At 75.0% G+C, this 25,369-nt stretch carries 23 protein-coding genes; 16 read left to right on the top strand and 7 right to left on the bottom strand.

Going from position 1 to position 25,369, the window contains the following annotated elements; genetic code table 11:
* The first annotated feature begins 69 nt into the window (after nucleotides 1-69).
* The 7 genes from F1544_RS14805 to F1544_RS14775 are packed head-to-tail and all read left to right on the top strand — an operon-like array spanning nucleotide 70 to nucleotide 6,855.
* Entirely contained in the window at nucleotides 70-759 is a 690-nt protein-coding gene (locus F1544_RS14805) for a redox-sensing transcriptional repressor Rex (RefSeq protein ID WP_208971932.1), read from the top strand.
* Nucleotides 760-768: 9 nt separating this feature from the next.
* A complete protein-coding gene (locus tag F1544_RS14800; RefSeq protein WP_208971931.1) occupies nucleotides 769-2,085 on the top strand; it encodes a glutamyl-tRNA reductase in 1,317 nt (438 codons plus the stop codon).
* Nucleotides 2,082-3,080 carry a hydroxymethylbilane synthase gene (gene hemC / locus F1544_RS14795; RefSeq protein ID WP_167586694.1) on the top strand — a complete coding sequence of 333 codons (999 nt, stop codon included), beginning with the start codon at nucleotides 2,082-2,084 and terminating at the stop codon, nucleotides 3,078-3,080. The genes F1544_RS14800 and hemC overlap by 4 nt, the downstream gene beginning before the upstream one ends.
* Nucleotides 3,081-3,118: 38 nt before the next feature.
* A complete protein-coding gene (locus F1544_RS14790) occupies nucleotides 3,119-4,777 on the top strand; it encodes a bifunctional uroporphyrinogen-III C-methyltransferase/uroporphyrinogen-III synthase (protein ID WP_373368085.1) in 1,659 nt (552 codons plus the stop codon).
* Nucleotides 4,774-5,751 (top strand): porphobilinogen synthase, encoded by a 978-nt coding sequence (gene hemB / locus F1544_RS14785; RefSeq protein WP_167586692.1) that lies wholly within the window; start codon nucleotides 4,774-4,776, stop codon nucleotides 5,749-5,751. The genes F1544_RS14790 and hemB overlap by 4 nt, the downstream gene beginning before the upstream one ends.
* Nucleotides 5,752-5,761: 10 nt before the next feature.
* Entirely contained in the window at nucleotides 5,762-6,112 is a 351-nt protein-coding gene (locus F1544_RS26440; protein WP_167586690.1) for a signal peptidase I, read from the top strand.
* A complete protein-coding gene (locus F1544_RS14775) occupies nucleotides 6,109-6,855 on the top strand; it encodes an SDR family NAD(P)-dependent oxidoreductase (protein ID WP_208971922.1) in 747 nt (248 codons plus the stop codon). The genes F1544_RS26440 and F1544_RS14775 overlap by 4 nt, the downstream gene beginning before the upstream one ends.
* Nucleotides 6,856-6,862: 7 nt before the next feature.
* Here F1544_RS14775 and F1544_RS14770 read toward each other — a convergent pair whose 3' ends face one another.
* A complete protein-coding gene (locus tag F1544_RS14770; RefSeq protein WP_167586688.1) occupies nucleotides 6,863-7,945 on the bottom strand; it encodes a sugar ABC transporter substrate-binding protein in 1,083 nt (360 codons plus the stop codon).
* Nucleotides 7,946-7,968: 23 nt separating this feature from the next.
* Complete coding sequence (locus F1544_RS26435; protein WP_167586686.1) at nucleotides 7,969-9,606, bottom strand: methyl-accepting chemotaxis protein; 1,638 nt, start codon at nucleotides 9,604-9,606, stop codon at nucleotides 7,969-7,971.
* Nucleotides 9,607-9,684: 78 nt separating this feature from the next.
* On the opposite strand from F1544_RS26435, the gene F1544_RS14760 reads away from it, so the two are divergent.
* Entirely contained in the window at nucleotides 9,685-10,365 is a 681-nt protein-coding gene (locus F1544_RS14760) for an NADPH-dependent F420 reductase (protein ID WP_167586684.1), read from the top strand.
* 241 nt (nucleotides 10,366-10,606) lie between these two features.
* Complete coding sequence (locus F1544_RS25470; protein WP_208971921.1) at nucleotides 10,607-11,755, top strand: Fic family protein; 1,149 nt, start codon at nucleotides 10,607-10,609, stop codon at nucleotides 11,753-11,755.
* Between the two features lie 6 nt (nucleotides 11,756-11,761).
* Here F1544_RS25470 and F1544_RS14750 read toward each other — a convergent pair whose 3' ends face one another.
* Nucleotides 11,762-12,739, bottom strand: a complete 978-nt coding sequence (locus tag F1544_RS14750; protein WP_167586680.1) for an HNH endonuclease signature motif containing protein — start codon at nucleotides 12,737-12,739, stop codon at nucleotides 11,762-11,764.
* Between the two features lie 686 nt (nucleotides 12,740-13,425).
* Here F1544_RS14750 and F1544_RS14745 point away from each other — a divergent pair.
* The 6 genes from F1544_RS14745 to F1544_RS14720 are packed head-to-tail and all read left to right on the top strand — an operon-like array spanning nucleotide 13,426 to nucleotide 19,086.
* Nucleotides 13,426-14,562, top strand: a complete 1,137-nt coding sequence (locus F1544_RS14745) for an ABC transporter substrate-binding protein (protein ID WP_308470098.1) — start codon at nucleotides 13,426-13,428, stop codon at nucleotides 14,560-14,562.
* A gap of 11 nt (nucleotides 14,563-14,573) precedes the next feature.
* A complete protein-coding gene (locus tag F1544_RS25880) occupies nucleotides 14,574-15,416 on the top strand; it encodes an ABC transporter permease (protein WP_308470097.1) in 843 nt (280 codons plus the stop codon).
* Nucleotides 15,413-16,291, top strand: a complete 879-nt coding sequence (locus F1544_RS26430) for an ABC transporter permease (protein ID WP_308470096.1) — start codon at nucleotides 15,413-15,415, stop codon at nucleotides 16,289-16,291. Before F1544_RS25880 ends, F1544_RS26430 begins: the two co-directional genes overlap by 4 nt.
* Nucleotides 16,288-17,379 carry an ABC transporter ATP-binding protein gene (locus F1544_RS14730; protein WP_167586678.1) on the top strand — a complete coding sequence of 364 codons (1,092 nt, stop codon included), beginning with the start codon at nucleotides 16,288-16,290 and terminating at the stop codon, nucleotides 17,377-17,379. The genes F1544_RS26430 and F1544_RS14730 overlap by 4 nt, the downstream gene beginning before the upstream one ends.
* 16 nt (nucleotides 17,380-17,395) lie before the next feature.
* Nucleotides 17,396-18,514 carry a metallophosphoesterase family protein gene (locus F1544_RS14725; RefSeq protein WP_167586676.1) on the top strand — a complete coding sequence of 373 codons (1,119 nt, stop codon included), beginning with the start codon at nucleotides 17,396-17,398 and terminating at the stop codon, nucleotides 18,512-18,514.
* Nucleotides 18,487-19,086 carry a metallophosphoesterase family protein gene (locus F1544_RS14720; protein ID WP_167586674.1) on the top strand — a complete coding sequence of 200 codons (600 nt, stop codon included), beginning with the start codon at nucleotides 18,487-18,489 and terminating at the stop codon, nucleotides 19,084-19,086. Before F1544_RS14725 ends, F1544_RS14720 begins: the two co-directional genes overlap by 28 nt.
* Nucleotides 19,087-19,110: 24 nt before the next feature.
* Here F1544_RS14720 and F1544_RS14715 read toward each other — a convergent pair whose 3' ends face one another.
* The 4 genes from F1544_RS14715 to F1544_RS14700 are packed head-to-tail and all read right to left on the bottom strand — an operon-like array spanning nucleotide 19,111 to nucleotide 23,379.
* Nucleotides 19,111-19,998, bottom strand: a complete 888-nt coding sequence (locus F1544_RS14715) for a carbohydrate ABC transporter permease (RefSeq protein ID WP_167586672.1) — start codon at nucleotides 19,996-19,998, stop codon at nucleotides 19,111-19,113.
* Complete coding sequence (locus F1544_RS14710; protein ID WP_167586670.1) at nucleotides 19,995-21,077, bottom strand: carbohydrate ABC transporter permease; 1,083 nt, start codon at nucleotides 21,075-21,077, stop codon at nucleotides 19,995-19,997. Before F1544_RS14710 ends, F1544_RS14715 begins: the two co-directional genes overlap by 4 nt.
* The gene (locus F1544_RS14705; RefSeq protein ID WP_167586668.1) at nucleotides 21,074-22,339 is read right to left on the bottom strand and encodes a sugar ABC transporter substrate-binding protein; all 1,266 of its coding nucleotides are present in this window, start codon (nucleotides 22,337-22,339) and stop codon (nucleotides 21,074-21,076) included. The genes F1544_RS14710 and F1544_RS14705 overlap by 4 nt, the downstream gene beginning before the upstream one ends.
* A gap of 35 nt (nucleotides 22,340-22,374) precedes the next feature.
* Nucleotides 22,375-23,379: a substrate-binding domain-containing protein gene (locus F1544_RS14700; RefSeq protein ID WP_167586666.1), complete on the bottom strand. Its 1,005-nt coding sequence runs from the start codon at nucleotides 23,377-23,379 to the stop codon at nucleotides 22,375-22,377.
* 131 nt (nucleotides 23,380-23,510) lie between these two features.
* Here F1544_RS14700 and F1544_RS14695 point away from each other — a divergent pair.
* Nucleotides 23,511-25,369, top strand: a 1,859-nt coding sequence (locus tag F1544_RS14695) for a glycogen debranching N-terminal domain-containing protein (RefSeq protein WP_208971920.1), incomplete at its 3' end; no start/stop codon positions are given.

Here is a 25,369-nt window from a genome sequence, read left to right as displayed (position 1 = left end):
GCAGGTACCGCTCCGAAGAGGGTGTCAGGTCTGACCGCAGTGGACGACGACGTGGTGGGAAGCGCGCGCCTGCGCTCCGGGCGCAAACTCTACGAATCCGCTGTGACGAGCCCCGCGGACGTGCCCGAGGCGACCGTCTCCCGGCTGCCCCAGTACCTGCGTGCCCTGTCCACGCTGGCCGAGGCCGGGCTGCGCACGGTGTCCTCCGAGGCGCTCGCGGACGCCGCCGGCGTCGGCTCGGCGAAGCTGCGCAAGGACCTCTCCTACCTCGGCAGCTACGGCACCCGCGGCGTCGGCTACGAGGTCGGCGAGCTGCACCAGCACATCGCCGACCGCCTCGGCCTGACGTCCAGCTGGCGCGTCGTGATCGTCGGCATCGGCAACCTCGGCCACGCGCTCGCGGGCTACGGCGGCTTCGCCTCCCGCGGCTTCAGCGTCGTCGGGCTCTTCGACGTCGACCCGACCGTGGTCGGCGAGGTCGTCAGCGGGATGCCCGTGCGGCCCCTGGACGACCTGGAGGAGAGCGTGCGCGAGGGCGGCGCGACCATCGGCGTGCTCACCGTGCCCGCCCCCGTCGCCCAGGGCGTCTGCGACCGCCTCGTCGCGGCCGGCGTCACGAGCGTCCTGAACTTCGCCCCCACGGTCATCCGCGTGCCCGAGCACGTCGACGTCCGCAAGGTCGACCTCGCCTCGGAGCTGCAGATCCTCGCCTTCCACGCCCAGCGCAAGGCGCACGTCCGGGTCGGGGAGGTGGTCTGAGTGACGCTCATGGTCGTGGGCCTGTCCCACCGCACCGCGGGCCTCGAGGTCCTCGAGCGCGCCGCGTTCGACGCCGCCTCCGCGGCGGCCGCCGTCGCCGAGCTGACCGCGTCGGCGCACGTCGACGAGGCGTTCGTGCTCTCCACCTGCAACCGCGTCGAGCTCTACTGCGAGGTGAACCGCTTCCACGGCGGCGTCGCCGACGTCGGCGACGCCCTCGCGCGCCGCATCGGCGTGCCGCTGGAGGACCTGGGCGAGCAGCTCTACGTCCACTACGACGACGCGGGCGTCGAGCACCTCTTCCGCGTCGCCTGCGGGCTGGACTCGATGGCCGTGGGCGAGAGCCAGATCCTCGGCCAGCTGCGCGGCGCCCTGCACGACCTGCACCGCACCGACGGCTCGGGCGGTGAGCTCGACCGGCTGCTGCAGGCCGCCCTGCGCGTCGGCAAGCGCGCGCACGCCGAGACCGGGCTGGACGCCGCGGGCGCCTCGCTGGTCGACGCGGCCGTCGCGCGCGCCGAGGGCGTGCTCGGCGGGGTCGAGGGCCGCAACGTGCTCGTGGTCGGCGCCGGCGCGATGAGCGCCCTGGTCGCCACGACGCTGTCCCGGCTCAACCCGGCGCAGGTCGTCGTCGCCAACCGGACGCCGGAGCGCGCGCAGCGCCTGGCCGCGGCCATCGGCGGCCGGGCCGTTGGCCTGGACACCCTGCGCGCCGAGGTCGCCGACGCGGACCTCGTGCTCAGCTGCACGGGCGCCGTCGGGCACGTCCTGGACGTGGCCGTCGTCGCCAGCGCCCTCCTGACCCGCCCGCAGCGGCCCCTGTTCCTCGCCGACCTCGCGCTGCCGCGCGACGTCGACCCGGACGTCGCGACCCTGCCCGGGGCGCACCTCGTCGACCTCGAGGGCCTGGGCCAGGACCTCGCGGGAACGGGCGTCGCCTCCGACCTGCGCGCCGTGCGCGGGATCGTCGCGGAGGAGCTCGCGGCCCACGCCGCGCAGCTGCGCGCGGCCGACGTCGCGCCGACCGTCGTGGCGCTGCGCACGCAGGCGCGCCACGTCGTGGAGACCGAGATGCGCCGCCTCGACCAGCGCGCGGACCTGTCGCCGCAGGTGCGCGCCGAGGTGGACCGCACGGTGCACCGCATCGTGGAGAAGCTGCTGCACACGCCGACCGTGCGCGTGAAGGAGCTCGCCGAGGCCCCCGGCGGCGTCGGGTACGCGGCCGCGCTGCGCGCGCTGTTCGACCTCGAGGTGGCCGGCGGGGCGCGCGTGGGCGAGGCCCCGCTGTCCGGGACCGTCGCCGACGCCGTGGGCAGGCTGCCGTGAGGCCGCTGCGGCTGGGCACGCGCAGGAGCCTGCTCGCCACCACCCAGAGCGAGTGGGCCGCCGACGCCCTGCGCCGCGAGGGCCACGAGGTCGAGCTCGTCGAGATCACCACGCACGGCGACGTCTCGAAGGAGCCGCTGGCCGTCATCGGCGGCACCGGCGTCTTCGTCTCCGCGCTGCGCGAGGCGCTGCTCGCGGGCACCGTCGACCTCGCCGTGCACTCGCTGAAGGACCTGCCGACCGCGCCCGCCGACGGCCTCGTCCTCGGTGCGGTGCCGCAGCGCGAGGACCCGCGCGACGTCCTCGTGGCCGCCGGCCGCACGCTGGCCGCGCTGCCGCAGGGGGCCACCGTCGGGACGGGCTCGCCGCGCCGGCGGGCCCTGCTGCTGGACCTGCGCCCCGACCTCGAGGTCGTCGCGATCCGCGGCAACATCGACACGCGGCTGCGGATGGTCGGCGACGGGCGCCTCGACGGCGTCGTGCTCGCGGCCGCCGGGCTGAACCGCATCGGCCGCCTCGGCGAGGCGAGCGAGCTGCTGGACCCGGCGGGCTTCGTGCCCGCACCGGGCCAGGGCGCGCTGGCCGTGGAGTGCCGCTCGGGCGACGCCGAGGTCCGCGCCGCGCTCACCGCCCTGGAGTCGCCCGCCGACCGGCTCGCGGTCGCGGCCGAGCGCTGCGTCCTCGGCGCCCTCGAGGCGGGCTGCTCCGCCCCCGTCGGCGCCCACGCCACCAGCGCGGACGGCGTCCTCACCCTCCTCGTCGCCGTCGGCGGCCTCGACGGCCTCGTGCGCCGCGAGGTCTCCGCGCCCGTGACCGACGAGGCCGGTGCCGTCGCGCTCGGCTCCCGCCTGGCTGCGGACCTGCTCGCCGAGGGCCTCTCCCTGCCCCCGCGCGCCTCGAGACCCGGCACCACCCCGACCCAGCCGACCCCGACCCTGCTGGCCCACCCCCAGGACCACCCACGTCCTCGTCACGACACGGAGAGTGGCTCGTGAGCACCACGACGAACAGCACGGTCCTCGGTTCCCCCGAGGTGACGGTCCTGACGGACCCGACCATCGCGGCGCCCCGCACCCCACCGCGGCGCACGGTCCGGCCCGCCGCGAAGGCCCTCGGCCACGTGTCGTTCGTGGGCGCGGGTCCCGGTGACCCGGGCCTGCTGACGGTGCGTGCCGTCGACCTGCTGGGCACCGCGGACGTCGTCGTCCTCGACCAGGGCAGCCGCGAGGACCTCGTGGCCCGCTACGGCCGCGAGGGCGTCGAGGTCGTGGACGCCGGGGCCGGCGAGGACGGGCAGCCGCTGGCCCGCGCCGCCCGCGCCAAGATCGTCGTGAAGGCCGCCAAGGCGGGCGGCCGCGTGGTCCGGCTCATGGACGGCGACCCGTCGACGTTCACGGGTCTCGTGGACGAGCTGTCCGCGTGCCGCAAGGCCGGCATCGGCTTCGACGTGGTCCCGGGCGTCTCGGCCGTCACGGCCGTGCCCGCCTACGCCGGCGTGCCCATGACGACCGCCTCGACGACGAGCGTCCACATCGTCCACCCCGCCGGCCGCACGCTGAGCTGGGCGCAGCACGCCGCGACGGACGCGACCGTGCTGGTGCTCGGCGGCAGCCAGGACCTGGCCGCCGCGGCCGTCGGCCTGCTCGCCGCGGGCCGCGACGGCTCGACCCCCGTCGCGCTCACGGCCCACGGCACGACCACGACGCAGACGACGCTGACCACGACGCTGGACCAGCTCGCCGCGGCCGCGACGGCCGCGGGCGACGGCGTCCCGACGATGGCCGTCATCGGCGACGTCGTGAGCCTGCGCGAGCAGGCTTCCTGGTACGAGACGAAGGCCCTCTTCGGCTGGCGCGTGCTGGTGCCCCGCACCAAGCAGCAGGCCGGCGGCGTGACCCAGCGCCTCGCCGAGCACGGCGCCACCGCCGAGGTCGTCCCGACCATCTCGGTGGAGCCGCCGCGCACGCCGCAGCAGATGGAGAAGGCCGTCAAGGGCCTGGTGACGGGCCGCTACGAGTGGATCGGGTTCACCTCGGTGAACGCCGTCCGCGCGGTGCGCGAGAAGTTCACCGAGTACGGCCTCGACGCCCGCGCGTTCAGCGGCCTCAAGGTCGCCGCCGTGGGCGGGGTCACCGCGGACGCGCTGCGCGAGTGGGGGATCGAGCCCGACCTGGTGCCCGAGGAGGAGCAGTCCGCGACCGGGCTGCTGCAGGCGTGGCCGCCCTACGACGACGTGCTCGACCCCATCAACCGGGTGTTCCTGCCGCGCGCCGACATCGCCACCGACACCCTCGTCGCGGGCCTGGTGGAGAACGGCTGGGAGGTCGACGACGTCACGGCCTACCGGACCGTGCGCGCCGCCCCGCCCGCCGCGCCCGTGCGCGACGCCATCAAGTCGGGCGCCTTCGACGCGGTCGTCTTCACGTCCAGCTCGACCGTGCGCAACCTCGTCGGGATCGCGGGCAAGCCGCACCCCTCGACGGTCGTGGCGTGCATCGGGCCGGCTACGGCGAAGACCGCGGAGGAGCACGGTCTGCGCGTGGACGTGCTCGCGTCCGAGCCCAGCTCGGACGCCCTCGTCGACGCCCTCGCCGCCTACGGCCAGGGCCTGCGCACCAGTGCGGCGGAGTCGGGCGAGGAGCTGCTGCGCCCGAGCCAGCGCAAGTCCGCCTCGCGCCGGCGCGCCCGGTGAGCCTGCCGATCCGCCCCCGCCGGCTGCGCTCGACGCCGGCGATGCGGCGCCTGGTCACCGACGTGCACCTTCGCCCGAGCGACCTGGTGCTGCCCGTGTTCGTGCGGGAGGGCCTGGACGAGCCGCAGCCCATCCGCACGCTGCCGGGCGTCGTGCAGCACAGCCGCGCCTCGCTGGTGGCGACGGCGAAGGAGGCCGTGGCCGCGGGCCTCGGCGGGATCATGCTCTTCGGCGTGCCCACCGAGCGCGACGCGCTGGGCTCCGGCGCCGACGACCCGGACGGCATCCTCAACGTCGCCCTGGCCGACGTGCGCGACGCCGTGGGCGACGACCTCGTCGTGATGGCGGACCTGTGCCTGGACGAGTTCACCGACCACGGCCACTGCGGTGTCCTGGACGCCGCGGGCCGCGTCGACAACGACCGGACGCTGGAGCGCTACGCGTCGATGGCGCTGGCCCAGGCCCGCGCGGGCGCCCACCTGCTCGGTCCCAGCGGCATGATGGACGGCCAGATCGGGCACCTGCGCACGGTCCTGGACCAGGCCGGCCGCGACGACGTCAGCCTGCTCGCCTACGCCGTGAAGTACGCGTCGGCGTTCTACGGCCCGTTCCGCGAGGCCGTCGACTCCCAGCTGACGGGGGACCGGCGCACCTACCAGCAGGACCCGGCCGCGAACGTCTCCGAGGCCCTGCGCGAGGTCCGCCTGGACCTCGACGAGGGCGCGGACCTCGTCATGGTCAAGCCGGGCCTGCCCTACCTCGACGTGCTGCGCGCCGTGGCCGACGTCGCCGACGTCCCGGTCGCGAGCTACCAGGTCTCCGGCGAGTACGCGATGGTCGAGTTCGCCGCCCAGGCCGGGGCGATCGACCGCGACCGCGTCGCGCTGGAGAGCCTGCTGGCCCTGCGCCGCGCGGGCGCCCAGGTGATCCTCACGTACTGGGCCCTCGAGGCCGCCCGCGGCTGGCTCGGCTGAGCCGCGCCCGGTGACCTTCCACACGGGCAACGCCGACGCGGACGGCGCGGCCGACGGCGGCTGGCTCGTCGGCGGCTTCAAGGCCGACCACGCGCCCGAGCTCGCCACGGACGACGTCGAGGTGAAGTGGGCGCGCCTCGCGCCCGGCTCCCGCGACGACGAGTGGACCGATCCGGAGCCGCAGACGTCGCTGACCGTCCTGGTCAGCGGGGGGCAGACGATCCGGTTCCGCAGCGGCGGCGAGGCCGTGCTGCAGCGCTCCGGCGACTACGTCATCTGGTACCCGGGGGAGTCCCACGCGTGGGAGTCCTCGGCGACGCAGGAGACGACCACGATCACCGTCCGCTGGCCGTCGGCGTGAGCGCCGTCGTCACGGGGGGCGGGCGGGGCATCGGCCTGGCCTGCGCCCGGCGCCTCGCGCAGGGCGGGGCCCCGGTCGCGCTGCTCGACCTGCTGCCGGACGTGGCCGCGACGGCGGCGGCGCTGGCGCGCGAGTGCGGTGTCCCGGTGAGCGGGCACGTCGTGGACATCACCGACGCGGACGCCGTGACGGCCGCCCTGGCCGACGCCGAGCGGGTGCTCGGCCCCGCGGACGTGCTGGTCACCGCGGCGGGCATCGCCGGCAACGACGACGCCCTCGACCTGACCCGCGCGCGCCTGGACGCCGTGATGGCCGTGAACCTCACGGGCACCCTGCTGCCCGCGCAGGCCTTCGCCCGGTCCGTGCGCGACGGCGGCCGGACGGGCACCGTCGTCATGGTCGGCTCGATCTCGGGCCGCATCGTCAACGTCCCGCAGCGCCAGGGCGCCTACAACGCGTCGAAGGCCGCCGTGGAGTCGCTCATGCGCTCGGTCGCGCTGGAGTGGATCCCGTTCGGCGTCCGCGTCAACGCCGTCTCACCCGGCTACGTCCTGACGGACATGACCCGCCACGACGTCGAGCACGACCCGGAGCGCGTGGCCGTGTGGCGCTCGCGGATCCCGGCCGGGGACCTGGGCCGGCCCGAGGACGTGGCCGAGGCGGTCGCGTTCCTCGCGGGCCCCGCCTCGCGCTACGTCGTGGGCCAGACCCTCGTCGTGGACGGCGGCTACACGATCCTCTGAGCGGTGCTCAGCTGATCCCGGCCGTCGCGCAGGCCGGGGCCGCCGCGCCCGCGCACAGGGCGTCGACGGTGGTGAAGTCCGCCCCCAGCACGACGCTGGAGATCTGCGCGGCACCGACCGCCTGCGGCTGCAGGAGGACGGTGGGGACCGCCCCGGCGCCGTTGTCCGTCGTCCCGGTGGTCTTCGGCGTGCGCCCGGCCAGGACGTCGGCGACCAGGTCGGCCGTGGTGCGGGCCTGCTGCGGGAGGTCCTTGAACACCGTCATGGTCTGCGTGCCGCCCATGATGCGCTGCAGCGCAGCGGTCTCGGCGTCCTGCCCGGTGATGGGGACGCCGTGGATCCCGGCCTCGTCGAGGGCCTCGAGCGCGCCCGCGGCCAGCCCGTCGTAGGCCGTGTAGACGCCGAGCAGGCGGCGCCCGTGGAGCTCGCCCAGGGCCTTCTCCATCTCGGTCTTGGCGTTCGCCGAGCTCCACTGGGCCACGTAGTGCTCGCCGGCGATGTCGACCTTGCCGTCGAGCACCGAGTGCGCGCCCGCGGCGAACAGCCCGGCGTTGTTGTCGCCGGGGTCGCCCTGGAGCATGACGATCGCGCCGCCCGCGGTGTCCTTGCCGACCGCGTCGAGGATCGCCTGCCCGCCGAGGGTGCCGACGGCGTTGCCGTCGAAGGAGACGTAGTAGTCCAGGGGGGCGCCCTTCACGAGCCGGTCGTAGGCGACGACCGGGACGTCGGCGGAGTGCGCCGACGTGAGGAGCCCACCCGCGGAGGCCCCGTCGATCGCCACGAGCACGATCGCGTCGGTGCCGGCCTGGATCGCCTTCTCGCCCTGGGCGTTCTGCGTAGCCTGGTCCTCCGCGGCCTCCACGTGCACGGTGCAGGTGGGGCACTTCGCGGTGAGCTCCACCGAGAAGTAGGGGCTGTCGTAGGCGACGTAGCGCAGCGACGTCTTCGGGACGAGGAACGTGACGTCGTGGGCGGTGGTGGACGCCGCGGACCCGGCGGGGGCCGTCGACGTCGTGGCGGTTCCGGAGCAGGAGGTCAGCGACGTGGCCAGAGCGGCGGCCGCGAGGGCGAGGACGGCGGTGCGCTTCATGAGCGGGCTCTCCGGTTCGGGGATCAGTAGGTGAAGTGGGAGACCGTGGAGCGCAGGCGGCTGGCCATCTCGGCCAGCTCCCGCACGGCACGGTCGGACTCGGACGCCCCGGACCCGGTGCTGCGCGCGGCGGCGGCCACGGTGCCGATCGTCTCGGCGATGCGACCCGCACCGCTCGCGGCGTCGGCCACGCTGCGGCCCATCTCCTGCGTCGTGGCGGCCTGCTCCTCGACGGCGGTGGCGATGGTGCCCTGGTAGTCGCTGATCTGGGCGACGACCTCACCGATCGAGGCGATGGCGGCCACGGCCTCGGTGACGTCGCGCTGGATGGTCTCGATGCGGGCGGCGATGTTCTCGGTGGCCCGCGCGGTCTGCCCCGACAGCTCCTTGACCTCGCCGGCGACGACCGCGAACCCCTTGCCGGCGTCCCCGGCGCGGGCGGCCTCGATGGTCGCGTTGAGGGCGAGCAGGTTGGTCTGCTCCGCGATCGAGGTGATCGTCTTGACGACGTCGCCGATCTCGGAGGACGAGCGGCCCAGCTTCGTCATGGTCTCGCCGGTGTCGCCGGCGATGCGCACCGCGTCGCTGGCCACCTCGGCGGCGCGGGCGGCGTTGCTGGAGATCTCGCGGATGGAGGAACCCATCTCCTCCGCACCCGCGGCGGCGCCGGCGATGTGGCTGCTGACCTCGCCCGCGGCGTCGGCGACGGTGTCGGCGCGGCCGGACACGTCGACGGCGGAACCCGCGATCTGCCGGGTGGTCGCCTGCAGGTGCTCGGTGGCGGTCTCTAGCGCGCTGGCCTCCCCGTGCAGCCCGGACACGGTGCGGCGCATGCTGGTCGTGGCGACGTCGAGCGCCTCGGCCATGCGGCCCAGGTCGTCGCGCTGGTCGACGTGCGCGGTGGCGGTGAGGTCGCCCTCGGCGACCCGGTGCAGGACGTCGACGACCTCGCGCAGCGGGCGGACGACGAGGCGGGTGATCCAGACGGCGAGCAGCACGCTCACGAGGAGCCCGGCCAGGGCCACGGCGACCATGAGCAGCCGGGCCTGGCGGTGGGCGTCGGCGGCCTGGTTCACGGTGGCGAGGCCGCTGGCGCTGGAGAGGTCGGCCAGCCGGTCGAGGGAGTCCTGCGCGTTCGTGGCGAGGATCGCGACGTTGCCCAGGTAGAGGGTCTGGAAGGAGCCGCGGTCGGCCGGGTCGTCGGAGGTGGCCAGCGGCACGAGGAAGTTGTCGCGGGTCAGCCGGTAGGAGTCCCACCACACGTGGAACTCCCGCAGCGCGCTGCGCTGGGCGTCGCTGGTGAGGGCGGCGGAGTAGCGCTCCGCGGCGGCGTCGAGGGCCTGGTCGTCGGCGGTGATGCGCGCCTGGAGGTCGGTGCGGGCGGCGTCGTCCTGGGCGAGCGCCAGGTTCGCGAGGTCGCGCTGCGCCTGCAGGGCCTGCGAGCGCACGGCGCCGAGGTCGGCGGCGGGCAGCAGCCCGTCCTGGTAGACGGCCTGCGCGCGGCTGTTGACCTCCCCGACCCCGACGAGCCCGACGCTGAGCAGCGCGGCGGCCACCAGCGCGGAGACGGTGACGAGCACCCCGAGCTTCGTGGCGACCGAGAGGTCGGCGAAGCGTCGGCGGCCCGGGCGTTCTGGCGGCGTGTCCTCGATGTGCTGCACGATCTTCCATCGGCACCCCCGGCGGTCGCTTGAGCGCTCCACCCGGCGCCTCCCAGCCGCCCCTGGTAGACACGCCCCGTGGACACCCTCGACATCGCGATCATCGGCGCCGGCAACATCGGCGGGAACCTCACGCGGCTCCTCACGGGCCTGGGCCACCGGGTGCGCGTGGCGAACTCCCGCGGTCCGGAGAGCCTCGCGGACCTGGCGGCGGAGACCGGCGCGACGGCCGTGACGAACGCCGAGGCGGCCGCGGGCGCGGACCTCGTGGTCGTCACCGTGCCGATGAAGGCCGTCCCGCAGCTGCCGGGCGGGCTGCTGGACGGCGTCGCCGACGGCACGGTCGTCGTCGACACCTGCAACTACTACCCGCGCGAGCGCGACGGCCGCATCGACGCCCTCGAGGACGGCACCCCCGAGACGGTGTGGGTCGCCCAGCACCTCGACCCGTCGTCGCGGCTGCGCTGGGTGAAGGCGTTCAACGGCATCCACGCCGAGCACCTGCTCACCGCGGGCCGCCCCGCGGGCGACCCGGAGCGCCGGGCCCTGCCGATCGCGGGCGACGACGCCGCCGCCAAGGCGCGCGTCGGGCAGCTCCTGGACGCGGTCGGCTTCGACGTGGTGGACGCCGGGTCGCTCGCCGACTCCTGGCACCAGCAGCCCGGCACCCCCGTCTACGGCGCTGAGGCCGGCGTCGACGGCATCACCGAGGCGCTCGCCGAGGCACCGCGCGAGCGCCCGGAGGCGTTCCGGGGCTGACCGCCCCTGGCTCGGTGAACACCGCCAACCTTTCGTCGGTGCCGACTCTGAGAAACCTTAGGTACTGAACCTTGCACCGAGGTGCTCCCGGTGAAAGGTTGGCGGTGTGGCCGCCTGGGAGTCGGAGACGTGGGTCCCTGGAGACGAGACGGGGCTGCCGGTCCGCGACCGCCGCTCCGGTCCCTACCGGACGTACCGACCCGATCCCCTGGCGCGCCGGCCCCTGGTCGTCGCTCCACGAGTGGCTCGCAGGATCGCGGTCGTCGAGCGCTCGGTGCGGGCCCTGGCGGACGGACCGGGGCGGGCCGACCTCGAGGGGGTCTCCCGCTTCCTGCTCCGGTCTGAAGCCATCGCCAGTTCGCTGATCGAGGGGATCGCCCCGTCCGCGGCCAACGTCGCCGTGGCGGAGCTCGCTCAGCAGGAGCAGGTCCGGACGGTGGGGGAGCAGGCCCGTCTCGTCGCGAACAACATCACGATCGTCCGCCGGGCCACCGAGGAGCTGGTCGCACTCGACGACGTCGCGGTGGACGACGTCGTGCGGCTGCAGAGTGCGCTGATCCCTGAAGAGCGTCACCACGGCATCCGTCTCGTGCAGAACTGGATCGGTGGCTCGAACTGGCATCCGCTCGACGCGCAGTTCGTCCCGCCGGCAGCGAGGCACGTCGACGACCTCATGGCCGACCTCCTCGACTACCTCAACGGTTCGGTGCACTCCCCTCTCGTCCAGGCCGCACTCGTCCACGCGCAGTTCGAGTCCATCCACCCCTTCACCGACGGCAACGGCCGGGTCGGACGGGCTCTGATCCACACGGTGCTGGCGCGACGCGGGCTGACCCGGGAGGCGGTGCTCCCCATCAGCCTCGTCCTGTCGACCCTGCGAGCCACCTACGTCGAGGGGCTGTCGGCCTACAGGTACGAAGGGCCTGCCGACTCGGTCGAGGCCGTCGCGGGAACCGAGCGGTGGCTCGAGGTCTTCGTCGACGCCGCGGCCGTCGCGGTCGAGCAGGCCGGTCGCCTCGTCAGTGAGGTGTCTGACCTGCGAGCCGACTGGACGGTGCGGCTCGCCCGGCACCGGGCCGCGACGGGTGTGCGTGAGGTGCCGCGATCGGGTTCGGCGACCGCTCGGCTCCTCGCCGTCCTCCCGGAAGCGCCCGTCGTGACGGTCGCCACGGTGCAGCGCGTCCTCTCCGTCTCGGGCCCTGCGGCCAGAGGAGCCGTCGAGGAACTGGCCGAAGCGGGGATCCTGCGCCGTCGCCAGCTGGAGCGGGGCGCGACGGGGTACCTGGCCTCGGAGGTGCTGGCCCTGGTCGACCACGCGGAGCGCCAGCTGGCGAGCACAGCCTTCGACACCCGGGTGGGGCCGCCGAACCGTGCGGTGCCCCGGCGCTGACCACTGTCAGAACGGTGGCGGTGAGTCGTCGACCGGTGGTGGGGGCGCCGACCGGTGCGGGCGTGCGGCGGCGCGGCGCCGTTGCCCGGCGGCCGTCTCGAACACGTACTGGGTCTTGAACCGGTGGTGGCTCCGACACAGGGGTTGCAGGTTGTCCGCGGTGCTCGCCCCCTCGGGCCAGGCCACGACGTGGTCGAGGTCGCAGTCGATCGCGGGGACCCGGCAGCCCGGGCCGCGGCAGGTGTCGTCGCGGGCGGTGACGAACCGGCGCAGCGCGGCGGTGGGGCGGTAGGCGTTCGCGGCGACGTCCACGACCTCGCGGGTGCCGGGGGCCAGGACCAGGGCCCGCCAGGCGGCCCCGGCGTCCCCGGCCAGGGCCCGCGCCACGTCGGCGGGGACGCTGCCGAGGCCCGCCACCCAGCCGTCGTGGTCGTCGAGCCCGGCGAGCGTGGCGGCGTCGACGGTGACGTGGACCAGGACGCTGGAGGCCGGGCGGTGGGTGCGGCCCCGGGCGGTCGGGTGCTCCGCGTCGGCGGGGGTGGTCGCGTCGCCGCGGGCGGGGACCTCCCGGGCGAGGCCCGCGACGAGCAGGTCGGCGACGGCGTCGTTCGCCCGGGTCGCGTGGGAGCGGTCGTCCGCGAGGCCGGCGGTGCTCGCGGCGTCGGCCGTCGCGTCCGCGGCGGCGTTCGCCCACGCCCGCAGCCGCAGCGCGTCCGCCCGCGGCAGGACGGCGGTCACGTGGGCGTGCGCGTCGTCCTCGCAGGCCTCCACGACGAGCTCCCGGGTGTCGTCGCGCCGCCGGACGCTCACGGCGACGTAACCCGGGGTGAGCGTCGTGACGAGCCGGTCGCAGCGGCGGGACAGCGCCTCGGCCGGCACGCCCTCCTCGGCCCAGCGGACCGCCTGGTCCAGGAAGCGCGCCAGGACGGCGGGACGGTCCGTCGGGTCGAGGACCGGCTCGCCCTCGACGACGTCGAGGTCCACGAGACGGCCCGATCCGTCGCGCGGACCTCGGTGAGGACGGCCACGCGACGGTCCAGGCGGGCCGCGCGGCGTTCGACGGCGCGGGCCTGCTCGGTGCTGATGCGCCCCTCGGCCACGGCCTGCCACACGGGACCGCGGTCGAGGGCGTCGTACCAGGCCGCCCACACCGTGGCCAGCGCCGTCGGCAGCGAGACGCCCGCGGCGTCGGCGAACTCCGCCGTCACCAGGTCCACCGCGGCGTGCACCAGGTCGACCGGACGCCCCGCCACGGTCAGGCCGGTGGCCCGCAGCCCGACGAGGTCGGGGTGCCCGGAGTCGCGCAGTTCCCGCACCCGGGCGGCGAGCCCCAGCAGCAGGCGAGCCTGGGCGGCGTCCGCGTCGCGCTTGAGCAGTTCCACGACGCCGCGCGGAGCGGTGAGGTCCGCCGGTGCGGCATCGGGAACGGTCGCGGTCACCCCCTCATCGTACAGGCGTTCGAACGCCGGATCAACGTGACGCGTTGCAGCGCAACGTGACTCGACGGCTTCGACGTCACCGGAGGTCCCGGCCACGAGGGTGGACGGACGGCGCGCCGCGTTAACTCCCGGGGTCGCTTCGGTGAAGTGCTACCGGTGCGGGCGCCGGAGGGATAGCGTCCGCAAGATCAGGGCCGTTCGGCCCTGCCGTCCTGCTCAGGAGGCCCGTTCGTGGACGCCAGCTCCCCCCGCTCCCGCCGCCAGGTCCTCACCGCGCTGGCCGGGGCCGGGTCGTTCGCCCTGCTCGCGGCCTGCTCCGCGCCGCCGAGCTCCACCCCCAGCGAGAGCTCCGGCAGCGCCGGTGCGGCGACCTCCGCGGAGGAGGCCGGCGGGATGGACGCGCTGGTCAAGGCCGCCAAGGCGGAGGGGCAGCTGAACGTCATCGCGCTCCCGCCGGACTGGGCGAACTACGGCGAGATGATCTCGGCGTTCACCGCGAAGTACGGCATCAAGGTGAACTCAGCGACGCCCGACGGGTCGAGCCAGGACGAGATCAACGCCGTCAACCAGCTCAAGGGCACCTCCCGCGCGCCGGACGTGCTGGACATCGGCATGTCCGTCGCCCTCGCCAACACCGCGCTGTTCGCCCCCTACAAGACGGCGGGCTGGGCCGACATCCCCGAGGCGCAGAAGGAGCCCTCGGGGCTGTGGGTCCAGGACTACGGCGGGTACATGTCCGTCGGGTACGACTCCTCGAAGTTCCCCGAGGTCAAGGACGTCTCCGACCTCACGGGGGCGGCGTTCAAGAACTCCGTGGCCCTGAACGGCGACCCGACCCAGGCGAACGCGGCCCTGAACGGCGTCGTCATGGCGTCGCTGGCCAACGGCGGGTCGCTGGACGACATCAGCAAGGGCGTGGAGTTCTTCAAGGGCCTGAAGGGCAGCGGGAACTTCATCCCCGTCCAGGCGACGTCGGCCACCGTCAAGAGCGGTGAGACGCCCGTCGTCTTCGACTGGGACTACCTCGCGGCGGCCAACGCCAAGGAGGTCCCGACCTGGAAGGTGTTCGTCCCGCCGAACGCCACGCTGGGCGGCTACTACGCGCAGGCCATCAACAAGCAGGCCCCGAACCCGGCCGCCGCGCGGCTGTGGCAGGAGTTCCTGTACTCCGACGAGGGCCAGAACACGTGGCTCAAGGGCGGCGCCCGTCCGGTGCGGATGGACGCCATGACGGCGGCCGGCACGATCGACGCGACGGCGGCCGCCGCGCTGCCGCCCGTGACGGGCACGCCCGTCTTCCTCAGCGAGGCGCAGGCGACGACGGCGAAGACGGCACTGGCGAGCACCTGGGCCGGAGCCATCGGGTGAGCCGGGGGCGCGTGACGGGCGGCCGTCTCGCGTGGCTGGGGTCGCTGCCGTTCCTCGCCTACGTCGGCCTGTTCCTCCTGGCCCCGACGGTGATCGTCGCGGCGGGGGCCTTCACCGACGTCGCCAACCGGCCGACGCTGGCGAACATCCGCGTGCTGGGCGAGCGCACGGTCGTCGACTCCTTCGTCAACAGCATCGCCCTGTCCGCCGCGAGCGCCGTGATCGGCGCGGTGCTCGGGGCGGTGCTGGCCTGGGTCGTGGTGACGGGGAACCCCGACGGGGCGCTGCGCCGCACGACGACCGCGGTGTGCGGGGTGCTGGCGCAGTTCGGCGGCGTCACGCTGGCGTTCGCGTTCATCGCCTCCATCGGCAACCAGGGCCTCGTGACGCTCGCGCTCGACGCGGTGGGCCCGCGGCCCGGCACCGGGTGGCTCTACGAGCTGCCCGGGCTGGTGCTCGTCTACAGCTACTTCCAGATCCCGCTCATGGTGCTCGTGTTCCTGCCCGCCCTCGACGGGGTCCGCCCGCAGTGGCGGGAGGCGGCCGAGACCCTCGGCGGCAGCTCCTGGCAGTACTTCCGGCACGTGGCCGTCCCCCTGCTGACGCCGGCGTTCCTCGGCGCGCTGCTCCTGCTCTTCGCGAACGCGTTCGCGGCGTACGCGACGGCCGCGGCGCTGATCTCGCAGGGGGCGGTCATCGCGCCGCTGCAGATCCGCACCGCCCTGACGAGCGAGGTCATCCTCGGCCAGGCGAACGCCGGCAAGGCGATCGCGCTCGGGATGATCCTCGTCGTCGCGGTCGCCATGACGCTCTACGCGCTGGTGCAGCGCCGCAGCGCGCGGTGGCTGCGGTGAGCGCCGAACTCGCGCCCGGAGTGGCGCCGCTCGTCACCGGGCCGTCCACGGCACCGGCCGTCCCCGGGCTGCGGCGGCGGGCCACCCGGCGCCGCACCGTCCTGCGGGTCGTCCTGCTCGTCGCCTTCGCCGCCTTCTTCGCCGTCCCGCTGCTCGCGCTGGTGGAGTTCTCCACCCGCGGGGCCGGCGGCATCAGCGGCGGGCGCTCCCTCGCGGGGTGGCAGCAGATCGTCGACTACCCCGACCTCGTGGGCGCGATCCTGTCGTCGCTCGAGCTCGCGGTCCTGACCTCGGTGCTGTCGCTGGCGCTGCTGGTCCCGACCATGGTGTGGATCCGCCTGCGCGTGCCGCAGCTGAGCCGGCTGGTGGAGTTCCTCTGCCTGCTGCCGCTGACGATCCCGGCGATCGTCCTCGTCGTCGGCTGGGCGCCGATCTACCTGTGGATCAACTACTTCACGCCCCGCGCCTACCAGTCGTCGCCGCTGGCGCTGACGTTCGCCTACATCGTCCTCGTCCTGCCCTACAGCTACCGGACCATCGACGCCGGCCTCGCCGCCATCGACGTCCGGACGCTGTCGGAGGCCGCCCGCAGCCTCGGCGCGAGCTGGGCCACGGTGCTGCTGCGGGTCATCGCCCCGAACATCGGGCCCGCCCTGCTCAACGCCGCCGTCCTCTCCGTCGCCCTCGTGCTGGGGGAGTTCACGGTGGCCTCGCTGCTGAACTACGTCAACGTCCAGGTGGCGATGAACAACCTCAGCCAGCAGAACAGCAACGTCGCCTACGCCGTGGCCACGGCCTCGCTCGCCGCGGTGTTCCTGCTCCTCTTCCTGCTGTCCCTCGCCAGCCGCCGCCGCACCCGAGGGAGCTCCTCGTGACCACCACTGCCACCCCCGCCACCGCCGGGGTCCGCGCCGGCGTCGAGGTGCGGCTGGAGTCGCTGCGCCGCACCTACGGCAGCGTCACTGCCCTGGACGGCCTCGACCTCGTCCTGCACCCGGGGGAGATGGTCGCCCTGCTCGGCCCCTCGGGGTGCGGCAAGACCACGGCGCTGCGCCTGCTCGCGGGCCTCGAGGACGCCGACGGCGGCCGCGTCGTCGTGGGCGGTCAGGACGTCACGCACCTGCCCACGAACAAGCGCGGCATGGGCATGGTGTTCCAGGCCTACTCGCTGTTCCCGCACATGACGGCGCTGCAGAACGTCGCCTTCGGGCTGCGCCTGCGCGGGATCTCCGACCGCGAGCGCACGCGCCGCGCGGGGGAGGTCCTGGAGCTCGTGGGCCTGTCCGCGCAGGCGGGCCGCTACGCCCACCAGATGTCCGGCGGGCAGCAGCAGCGCGTGGCCCTGGCGCGCGCGCTGGCGATCCAGCCCACCGTCCTGCTGCTCGACGAGCCGCTGTCCGCGCTGGACGCCAAGGTCCGCGCGCAGCTGCGCGACGAGATCCGCCGCGTGCAGCTGGAGGTGGGCACGACGACGCTGTTCGTCACCCACGACCAGGAGGAGGCGCTGGCCATCGCCGACCGCGTCGGCGTCATGAACGCCGGCCGCCTCGAGCAGCTCGCTCCGCCCACGGACGTCTACCACCGCCCGTCCTCGTCGTTCGTCGCCGAGTTCGTCGGCCTCAGCACGAAGCTGCCCGCGACGGTCGGGGGCGGCCGGGCCGACGTGCTCGGGGTGTCCCTGCCGCTGGTCGACCCCGCCGCGCCCACCGGGCGGGCGCTGGCCGTGGTGCGCCCCGAGGCCGTGGGCCTCGCGGTCGCGGACGCGGGGGAGTCCGGGCCGCTCGTGGGTACGGTCGTCGCGACGTCGTTCCTGGGCGCGGTCAGCCGCGTCACGGTCGACCTCGGCGCCGCCGGGCAGGCGCTGGCCCAGCTGCCCACCTCCGAGGTCGGCCGGTTCGCCGTCGGCAGCCGGGCGCGCGTCACCCTGCGCCCCGACGCCGTGGTCGTGGTCCCCGCGGCGTGAGCGGAGTGCTGGCGGCGTGAGCGGCATCCACCACCCCGTCCCGGGGGCGCCGGGCCTGACCGTGCACACCCGGCTGGGGGCGGGGGCCGTGCTGCGCCACGGGACCCTGCAGCCCTACCGCCGGGTCGCGGCCGCCGAGGGGGAACCCCACCGCGTGCGCGCCGACCTGCTCGGGGCCGACGGCGGGAACCGGTTCGCGCTGACGGCCGGGACGGTGCGGCCGCTGCTGACGCTGGCGCACGTCACCGACCTGCAGCTGCCCGACGTCGGGTCCACGGCGCGCTTCGAGTTCTTCAACCGGGAGATGGGCGACCCGGCCTTCGCCAAGCTGGTCCCGGTCCAGCGCCCGCAGGAGGCCCTCACGGCCCGCGCGATGCAGGCCATGGTGTCGACGCTGAACGGGCTGCACGCGGGGGCGGGGGCGCCGCTGTCCGGGCGAAGTCTGGACCTCGTGGTCACGACCGGCGACGCCATCGACAACGCCCAGTGGAACGAGGTGCGGAACTGGCTCGCGCTCATGGACGGGGGCCGGGTGCGGCCCGGGTCCGGGGGTGGTGAGCCCGTCAGCGTGCAGGCGCAGGGCTGGCCCGACGACATCTTCTGGCGCCCCGACGGCGGGCACGACCTGTGGCGCGAGCAGTTCGGCTTCCTCGACCGGCCCCGGCTGCTGGAGCAGGCGCTGGCGGAGTTCGAGTCGACCGGCCTGCTCGTGCCGTGGCTCGCCTGCTACGGCAACCACGAGGCCCTCGTGCAGGGCGTGGGCGTCGTCACGGCCGAGCTCGCCGCCGGATGGTCGGGGACCGCAAGCCCTCCCGCCTGCGGCCCGGCGTGTCGCGGGCCGAGGCGCTGGAGGTGTTCACGACGGCGCCGCACGAGTTCTTCGGCGAGGGGGACGCGGGGCTCTCGGTGCCGGCCGACCCGGCCCGGCGGCCCGTCGACCGCCGCGAGTTCGTCGACATGCACTTCTCCGCGGCCTCGCGGCCCGCGGGCCACGGCTTCACCGAGGCGAACCGGCGCGACGGCACGGCGTACTACAGCTGCGACGTCGAGGGGGTGCGCTTTCTCGCGCTGGACACCAACTCCCTCGCCGGCGGGTCGGACGGCTGCGTGGACGACCCGCAGTTCCGCTGGCTGACCGACGAGCTCGTGGCGGTCTCCAGCCGGTTCACGGGTGAGGACGGGCACGAGGTCGCCACGGGCAACGACGACGCGCTCGTGGTCCTCTTCTCCCACCACGGTTCCGGCACGCTGACGAACCAGCGGGGTGCGCGGCTCGCCGACGGCGGGGCTCCCGCCCACGGCACCCCGCAGCTCCTGGCCCTGCTGCACCGCTTCCCCAACGTGGTGCTCTGGCTGAACGGGCACACCCACACCAACGCCGTGCGCGCCCACCCGCGCCCGGGGGCGCCGGGGGCGGGCTTCTGGGAGGTCACGACGTGCGCGGTCATGGACTGGCCCTGCCAGGCGCGGGTCGTGGAGCTGCTCGACGCCGGTGACGGGTTCCTCGCGGTGGCGTGCACGATGCTCGACCACGAGGGCCGCGTCGTGCCCGCCGAGGGGCCGCTGCTCGCGGCCGCGGACCTCGCCGGGCTGCACCGCGAGCTGGCCGGCAACGCGCCCTGGTCGGGGTTCGACTCCCCGACCTCGGGCACGCCCCAGGACCGCAACGTGGTGCTGGGGCTGCGCGCCCCGTTCCCGCTCACCTGAACCGCGTCCGGCCGGCGCGGGCGGTCACTCCTTGACGGCCCCCTCCGTGCCGGCCATCACCTGGCGCTGGAAGACGAAGAACAGCACGGCCACGGGGATGGTCATGAGCGCGGCCGCGGCCAGCTTCAGCGGGTACTGGTTGGCCTGCCCGAAGGCCCCGCCGCTGGTCAGCGTCGCCACCAGCGTCGTCAGCGTGTTGAGGTCCGGGCTGGAGCGGGAGACCACGAAGTGGCTGAGCTCGTTCCAGGACGCCTGGAAGCTGAGGATGGTGATGGTCACGACGGCCGGGCGGGCCATGGGCAGCACGATCGACCAGAAGGTGCGGAACGTGCCGGCCCCGTCGAGGTAGCTCGCCTCCTCGACGCTGCGGGGCACCGACTCGAAGAAGCTCTTCATGATGAACACCCCGCCGGCGTCCGCCATCAGCGGGACGATCATGCCCGCGTAGGAGTCGTAGATGCCGAGCTGGTTCAGGACGAGGAACTTGGGGATGAGCAGCACGACGGGCGGCACCGCGATGACGGCGACGAACCCCGCGAAGACGAGGCCGCGGCCGCGGAAGGGCAGCCGGGCCAGCGCGTAGCCGGCGAGGCAGTCGAAGAACACCCGGCCCAGGGTGACCGCGACGGCCACGACGGCGGAGTTCATCGCGGCGCGCGGGAAGTCCAGCTGCGTGAACAGGGTGGTGAACGCGGCCGTGGTCCCGGGCAGCGGCAGCAGGTCCAGCGGGTCGGCGGTGGCGTCCCCGTCGGTCTTGAAGGCGTTGGCCACCTGGATGAGGAAGGGGAACACGTAGACGACCGCGAGCACGACGAGGACGGCGTAGGCGACGAGGCCGCCGACGGGCAGCCGACGGGCCGGTCGGCGTGCGGGCGCGGAGCGGGCGACGGTGTCCGGCGCGGTGCGGCTCACGTGCGGTCACCGCGCAGGACGGCGCGCTGGACGAGGGTCAGCACGACGATGATCGCGAAGAGGATGAACGCGATGGCCGCGCCCTGGCCCCAGCGCTGGTCGACGAAGGACGACGTGTACGACAGGTACGCCGGGGTGATCGTCGTCTTCGCGGGACCGCCCTGGGTGCCCGCGTAGATCTGGTCGAACACCTGCCAGGTCCCGACGAGGCCGAGGGTGAGGACCGTGAACAGCACGGGCCGCAGCATCGGCACCGTCACGTAGCGCAGGCGCTGGAACGACGAGGCGCCGTCGACGAGCGCGGCCTCCTCGACCTCGGCGCTGATGTTCTGCAGGCCCGCCAGGAACAGCAGCATGAACGTTCCCGACGTCGTGAACACCGCGAGCATGATGAGCGCGCTCATGGCGACGCTCGGGCCGGCGAGCCACTCCCACCAGGAGATGCCGATGAACCCGTGCTCGGCCAGGGCTCCGGGGGCCTCGCCGCCGCCGAGCCCGCCCAGCAGGACGTGCAGGACCCCGCGCGGGTCGGCGAACCAGTTCGGCCCGTCGATCCCCAGCACCCCGATGACCTGGTTGACCGCCCCGGACGCGGAGAACAGGAACAGGAACACGACGACGATGGCCACGGAGCTCGTGACGGACGGGAAGTAGAAGGCCGTCCGGAAGAAGCCGCGCCCGCGCAGGGTGCGCCGGTTCACCGCGACCGCGAGCAGCAGCGCGACGACGGTCTGCAGGGGCACCACGAGCACGACGTACCAGGAGTTGTTGCGCAGCGCGGTGCCGAGGTCCTGGGTCGCCAGCCCGCCGCCCGCCAGCAGCGTCCGGTAGTTGTCGAGCCCGACGAACGGGACGCCCGAGGCGAAGGGGCTGCCGCGGCCCCGCCAGCCCGAGACGCTGACCCAGACGGCCATGACCACGGGCAGTCCGACGAACAGCAGCACGAGGAGCAGCGCGGGGGCGGTGAAGACCCAGCCGGCCCGGGCCTGCCGCCGTCCGTGGGGGCTGCGCGGGCGCGTCGTCGGCGGCGTCCCCGCGGCCGCCGGCGTCGTCGCCGGGATCGCGACGTCGCGGCTCATCCCTTCAACGCCGCCTCGAGGTTCGTCTGCGTGCTGCCGAGGATCTCGGCCGGGTCGCCCGCGGCGAGACCCTCGAGCTGCGCGTTGAGGTCCTTCACGACGTCGGAGACGCCGGCCTCGTTCGGGACGGTCTTCGCGTAGTCGGCGCCGGCGAGGAAGGCGGCCTGGGCGGGGAACTGCTGGCGGAACCCGTCGGCGGCCGAGGCCACGGACGGCATGACACCGAACGCCTCGGTGAACGCGAGCTGCTGGTCGGTGGAGGTGAGCGACGCGACGAGCGCCTCGGCCTGGTCCTGGGCCTTGCTGTCGGCGGCGATGCCCCAGCAGTTGGTGAACGACAGCGTGCCCTTGCCGGCGGGGCCGGCGGGCAGCTCGAGCACCCTGTACTGCAGGTCCGGGTAGGAGGAGGCGATGCCGCCCACGGCCCAGTTGCCCTCGATCGTCATGGCCGCCTTGCCGGTCCCGAGGGCCTCGGTGCCGTCCCCCGCGCCGACGTCGGCCGCGAACTTCATGGACCCCGCGGACAGCAGGGACTTCACGTAGCGCAGGGCCTCGACGTTCTGGGCGCTGTCCGCGGTCGCCTTGCCGTCGGTGACCAGGGAACCGCCGGCCTCGGCCATGAACGCGCCGAGGCGCTGGTACTCCGAGCTGGTCACGAGGCCGGTGCGGTCGCCGCTCGTCAGGCGGCCGGCGACGGTCGCGAGCTGGTCCCAGGTCGTCGGGACGTCGGCGTCGGTGAGACCGGCCGCGGTCCAGGCCTTCTCGTCGACGATCAGCGCCAGGGTGGAGAAGTCCTTGGGGGCGCAGTAGAACGTCCCGTCGACCGTGAAGGCCGAGCGCAGGTTGGGGTAGAAGTCGTCGCTGCCGGGCAGGTCCGCGCCGTAGGCGGCGAGCGAGCCGTTGGCGGCGTAGGAGGCCACCACGTCGGAGCCGACGTAGAACACGTCCGGCGGCTGGGAGGACGCGAAGCCCTGCGACAGCTGCTGGTTGAGGTCCGAGGCCGCGGTCACCGACACCTCCGTGCCCGCGGACGTGCCCCAGGCCTGGGCGGCCTGCGTGACCGCGGTCGTCTCGGCCTGGCCGCTGGAGCCGATGAGCACCTGCAGCTCCTTCGCGCCCGAGCCGCCGTCGGGGGAGGCGGCACCGCCCGTGTCGTCGAAGCCGCTGCCGCCGCAGCCGGCCAGCAGCAGGCCGAGCGTGGTGGCGGCGGCGATGACCGCGGCGCGCGTGCGCCGCCGGGCCGGGGAGTGGTGCAGGACCATCGTTGCTCCTTCGTCGGGTGGTGCCGGGGTGGTGCTCAGGTGGGGCGGCGCACGACCAGGCGGGGCGCCAGCAGGCGCCCGCGGGGGGCCGTGCGCCCCTCGAGGCGGTCCAGCAGCTGCTCGACCGCGGCGGCCGCGGCCTCGGCGAGCGGCTGCGCGACGCTGGACAGGCCCAGCGCCGCGGCCACCGGGGTGTCGTCGAAGCCGACGACCTCCAGGGGGAGTCCGGTGCGCAGCGTGCTGCCGTGCGCGCCCAGCGCGAGGGAGTCGCTCGCGCAGACCAGGGCGGTGGGGGCGTCGTCGCCCGCGTCGCGCAGGAGGTCGGTGACCAGGGCGCGCGCGGCGCGCACGTCGTCCACGGACTGCAGCCGCGGCCCGGGCTCGGCCCCGGCGGCGGCCACGGCCTCCTCCCAGCCGCGGCGGCGGTCGTCGCCCACCTCGGAGCCGTCGGGCCAGCCGAGGAAGGCGGTGCGGCGGTGGCCCGCGGCGAGCAGGTGCTCGGTCGCGGCGCGCGTGCCCGCGGCCCCGTCGACGTCCACCCAGGGCTGGCCCGCGTCGTCGACGGTGTCCCAGGGCCGCCCGAACGTCACGAACGGCACGTCGTGCTCCGTGAGCCAGGCCGTGCGGGGGTCGCCCTGGTGGGTGGAGGTGAGGACGAAGCCGTCGAGGTCGGCCGTGCGCAGCAGGTGCTCGTAGGCGAGGGTCTCGGCCGTGTCGTCGGGGGCGGTGAACAGCACGACGCGGTAGCCGGCGGCCTGGGCCTGCTCGGTCAGCGCGTGCAGGAAGCGGTCCAGGACGGAGCCGTTGATGCCGTCGCCCGCGGGCTGCAGCCGCAGGCCCAGGGCGGAGGACCGCCGGGTGCGCAGCTGGCGGGCGGCCGTGGAGGGGACGTAGCGCTGCGCGGCTATGGCCGCGCGCACCCGCGCGGCCGTCTCGGGGCCCACCCGCTCGGGGGTGTTCAGGACGTTGCTCACCGTCTGGCGGGAGACGCCTGCCGCCCGGGCGACGGTGGAGAGGGTGGCGCGTCCCGGGTCCGGCACGTGGTCCTCCTCGTTTTGATCGTTCAAACTCCGTCGTCGGGGACACTGTCGTTCCGCGGCGCCGACCTGTCAAGATGCGTCTTGATCGATCCAACCAAGGGTCGAGACGGCCCGACCCGCCAGGAGCGCCCGTGACCGACCCCGCCCGCCAGCCGTGGCTGCACGACCTCGTCTGCGCCCTGTCCGCCACCACCCAGGTCTGGTGCGGCCCGGACGGCGACGTCGGCGCGGCCACCGGGCCGCGGGGGGCGGAGGGCGTCTACGAGGGCGACGTCCGGGTCCTGTCCGCCGTCCTGCTCGACCTCGACGGCGTGCGGCCCGTTCCGGTGCTGACGGTGCCCGACGGGGCCGACGGCCAGCTCGCCGTGGCCGTGGCCCGCCACCTCGGTGACGCGACGCCCGACCCGACCGTGCGCGTCGAGCGCCGCCGCCGCGTGGCCGGCGGGCGGCTCGAGGAGCGCGTCACCGTGCGCTCGGTGGCGGCGGGTCCCGTGCGCACGAGGGTGCGGGTGCGGCTGGTGTGCGACCTCGCGCCGATGGACGACGTCAAGCAGGGCCGGGCGACCCCGCCCCTCGCCCCGGTCCCCCCGCTGGGCTGGAGCGGGCCCGACGTCCGCGTCGAGGTCGAGCCCGGGGGCGCCGACGTCGTCCTCGACGGCACGGGCGCCGAGCTGCGGTGGCCCGTCGAGCTCGCGCCGGGCGGGACCTGGACGGCCACCTGGTCGGTGCGCGCGCACGACGCCGCGGCCGTCCTGCAGGCGCCACCCGCCCCGGCCGGCTGGGCCGCAGCGGTGCGCCTCGACTCCGACGACGTCCGCCTGGCGCGGTGGCTGTCGCGCGCCCTGGCCGACCTGGAGGCCCTGCGACTGGCCCCCGTCGCGAGCCCCGCGGACGTCGTCGTGGGCGCCGGCGCCCCCTGGTACCTCACCCTGTTCGGCCGCGACAGCCTGTGGACCGCGCAGATGCTGCTGCCCCTGGGCACCGACCTCGCGGCCTCGACGCTGCGCGTGCTGGCCGCGCGGCAGGGCCGCCGCGACGACCCGGCCGCGGCCGAGCAGCCCGGCAAGGTCCTCCACGAGCTGCGCAGCGCCCCCGCGGACTGGGGGGAGTTCCAGCTGCCACCCGTCTACTACGGCACGGTCGACGCCACATCGCTGTGGGTCCGCCTGCTGCACGACGCCTGGCGCGCGGGCCTGCCCGACGCCGAGGTCGAGGCGCTGCTGCCGCACCTCGAGGCGGCGCTCGCGTGGCAGGAGGGCCCGGGCGACGCCGACGGCGACGGGTTCCTCGAGTACGTCGACGCGACCGGCAGCGGGCTGGCCAACCAGGGCTGGAAGGACTCCGGCGACTCCGTGCAGTGGCGCGCGGGGGGCCTCGCCACCGCGCCCATCGCGCTCTGCGAGGTGCAGGGCTACGCCTACGCGGCCGCGGTCGGGGGAGCGGACCTCCTCGAGGCGTTCGGCCGCCCCGCGGCGGGGCACCGCGCGTGGGCGCAGCGGTTGCGGACGGCGTTCCGGGAGCGGTTCTGGGTCGGCGGCCCGCAGGGCTGGCCCGCGATCGCGCTCGACGCGCGGAAGCGTCCCGTCGACTCCCTCACCTCGAACATCGGCCACCTGCTCGGCACCGGCCTGCTCGACGCCGCGGAGGAGGCCGTCGTCGCCGGGCACCTGGCCTCTCCGGCGCTCGCCGCGGGTTTCGGGCTGCGGACGATGTCCTCCGACGACGCGGGGTTCTCCCCGCTGAGCTACCACGGCGGTTCCGTGTGGGCCCACGACACCGCGATCGCGGTGGCCGGGCTGGTGCGCGGCGGCTTCGACGCCGAGGCGGCCGTGCTCGTCGACGGCCTGCTGGCCGCGGCGGAGACCTTCGCCTACCGGGTCCCGGAGCTGCACTCGGGCGACGCGCGCGCCGACGTCCCCGCGCCCGTGCCCTACCCGGCCGCGTGCCGGCCGCAGGCGTGGTCGGCGGCCGCGGCGGTGGCCGTCGCGGC

Origin of the sequence: Kineococcus rubinsiae, assembly GCF_011839805.1 — a bacterium.
GTDB lineage: Bacteria > Actinomycetota > Actinomycetes > Actinomycetales > Kineococcaceae > Kineococcus > Kineococcus rubinsiae.
Note: the sequence above shows the minus strand (reverse complement) of the source record. Positions and strands in the feature narration are given on the sequence as shown.

Coding starts and splice junctions, on each gene's coding strand:
- F1544_RS14800 (WP_208971931.1), top strand. CDS start 769: ATGGTCGTGGGCCTGTCCCACCGCACCGCGGGCCTCGAGGTCCTCGAG.
- F1544_RS14770 (WP_167586688.1), bottom strand. CDS start 7,945: ATGAAGCGCACCGCCGTCCTCGCCCTCGCGGCCGCCGCTCTGGCCACG.
- F1544_RS14710 (WP_167586670.1), bottom strand. CDS start 21,077: ATGAGCCGCGACGTCGCGATCCCGGCGACGACGCCGGCGGCCGCGGGG.
- F1544_RS14705 (WP_167586668.1), bottom strand. CDS start 22,339: ATGGTCCTGCACCACTCCCCGGCCCGGCGGCGCACGCGCGCCGCGGTC.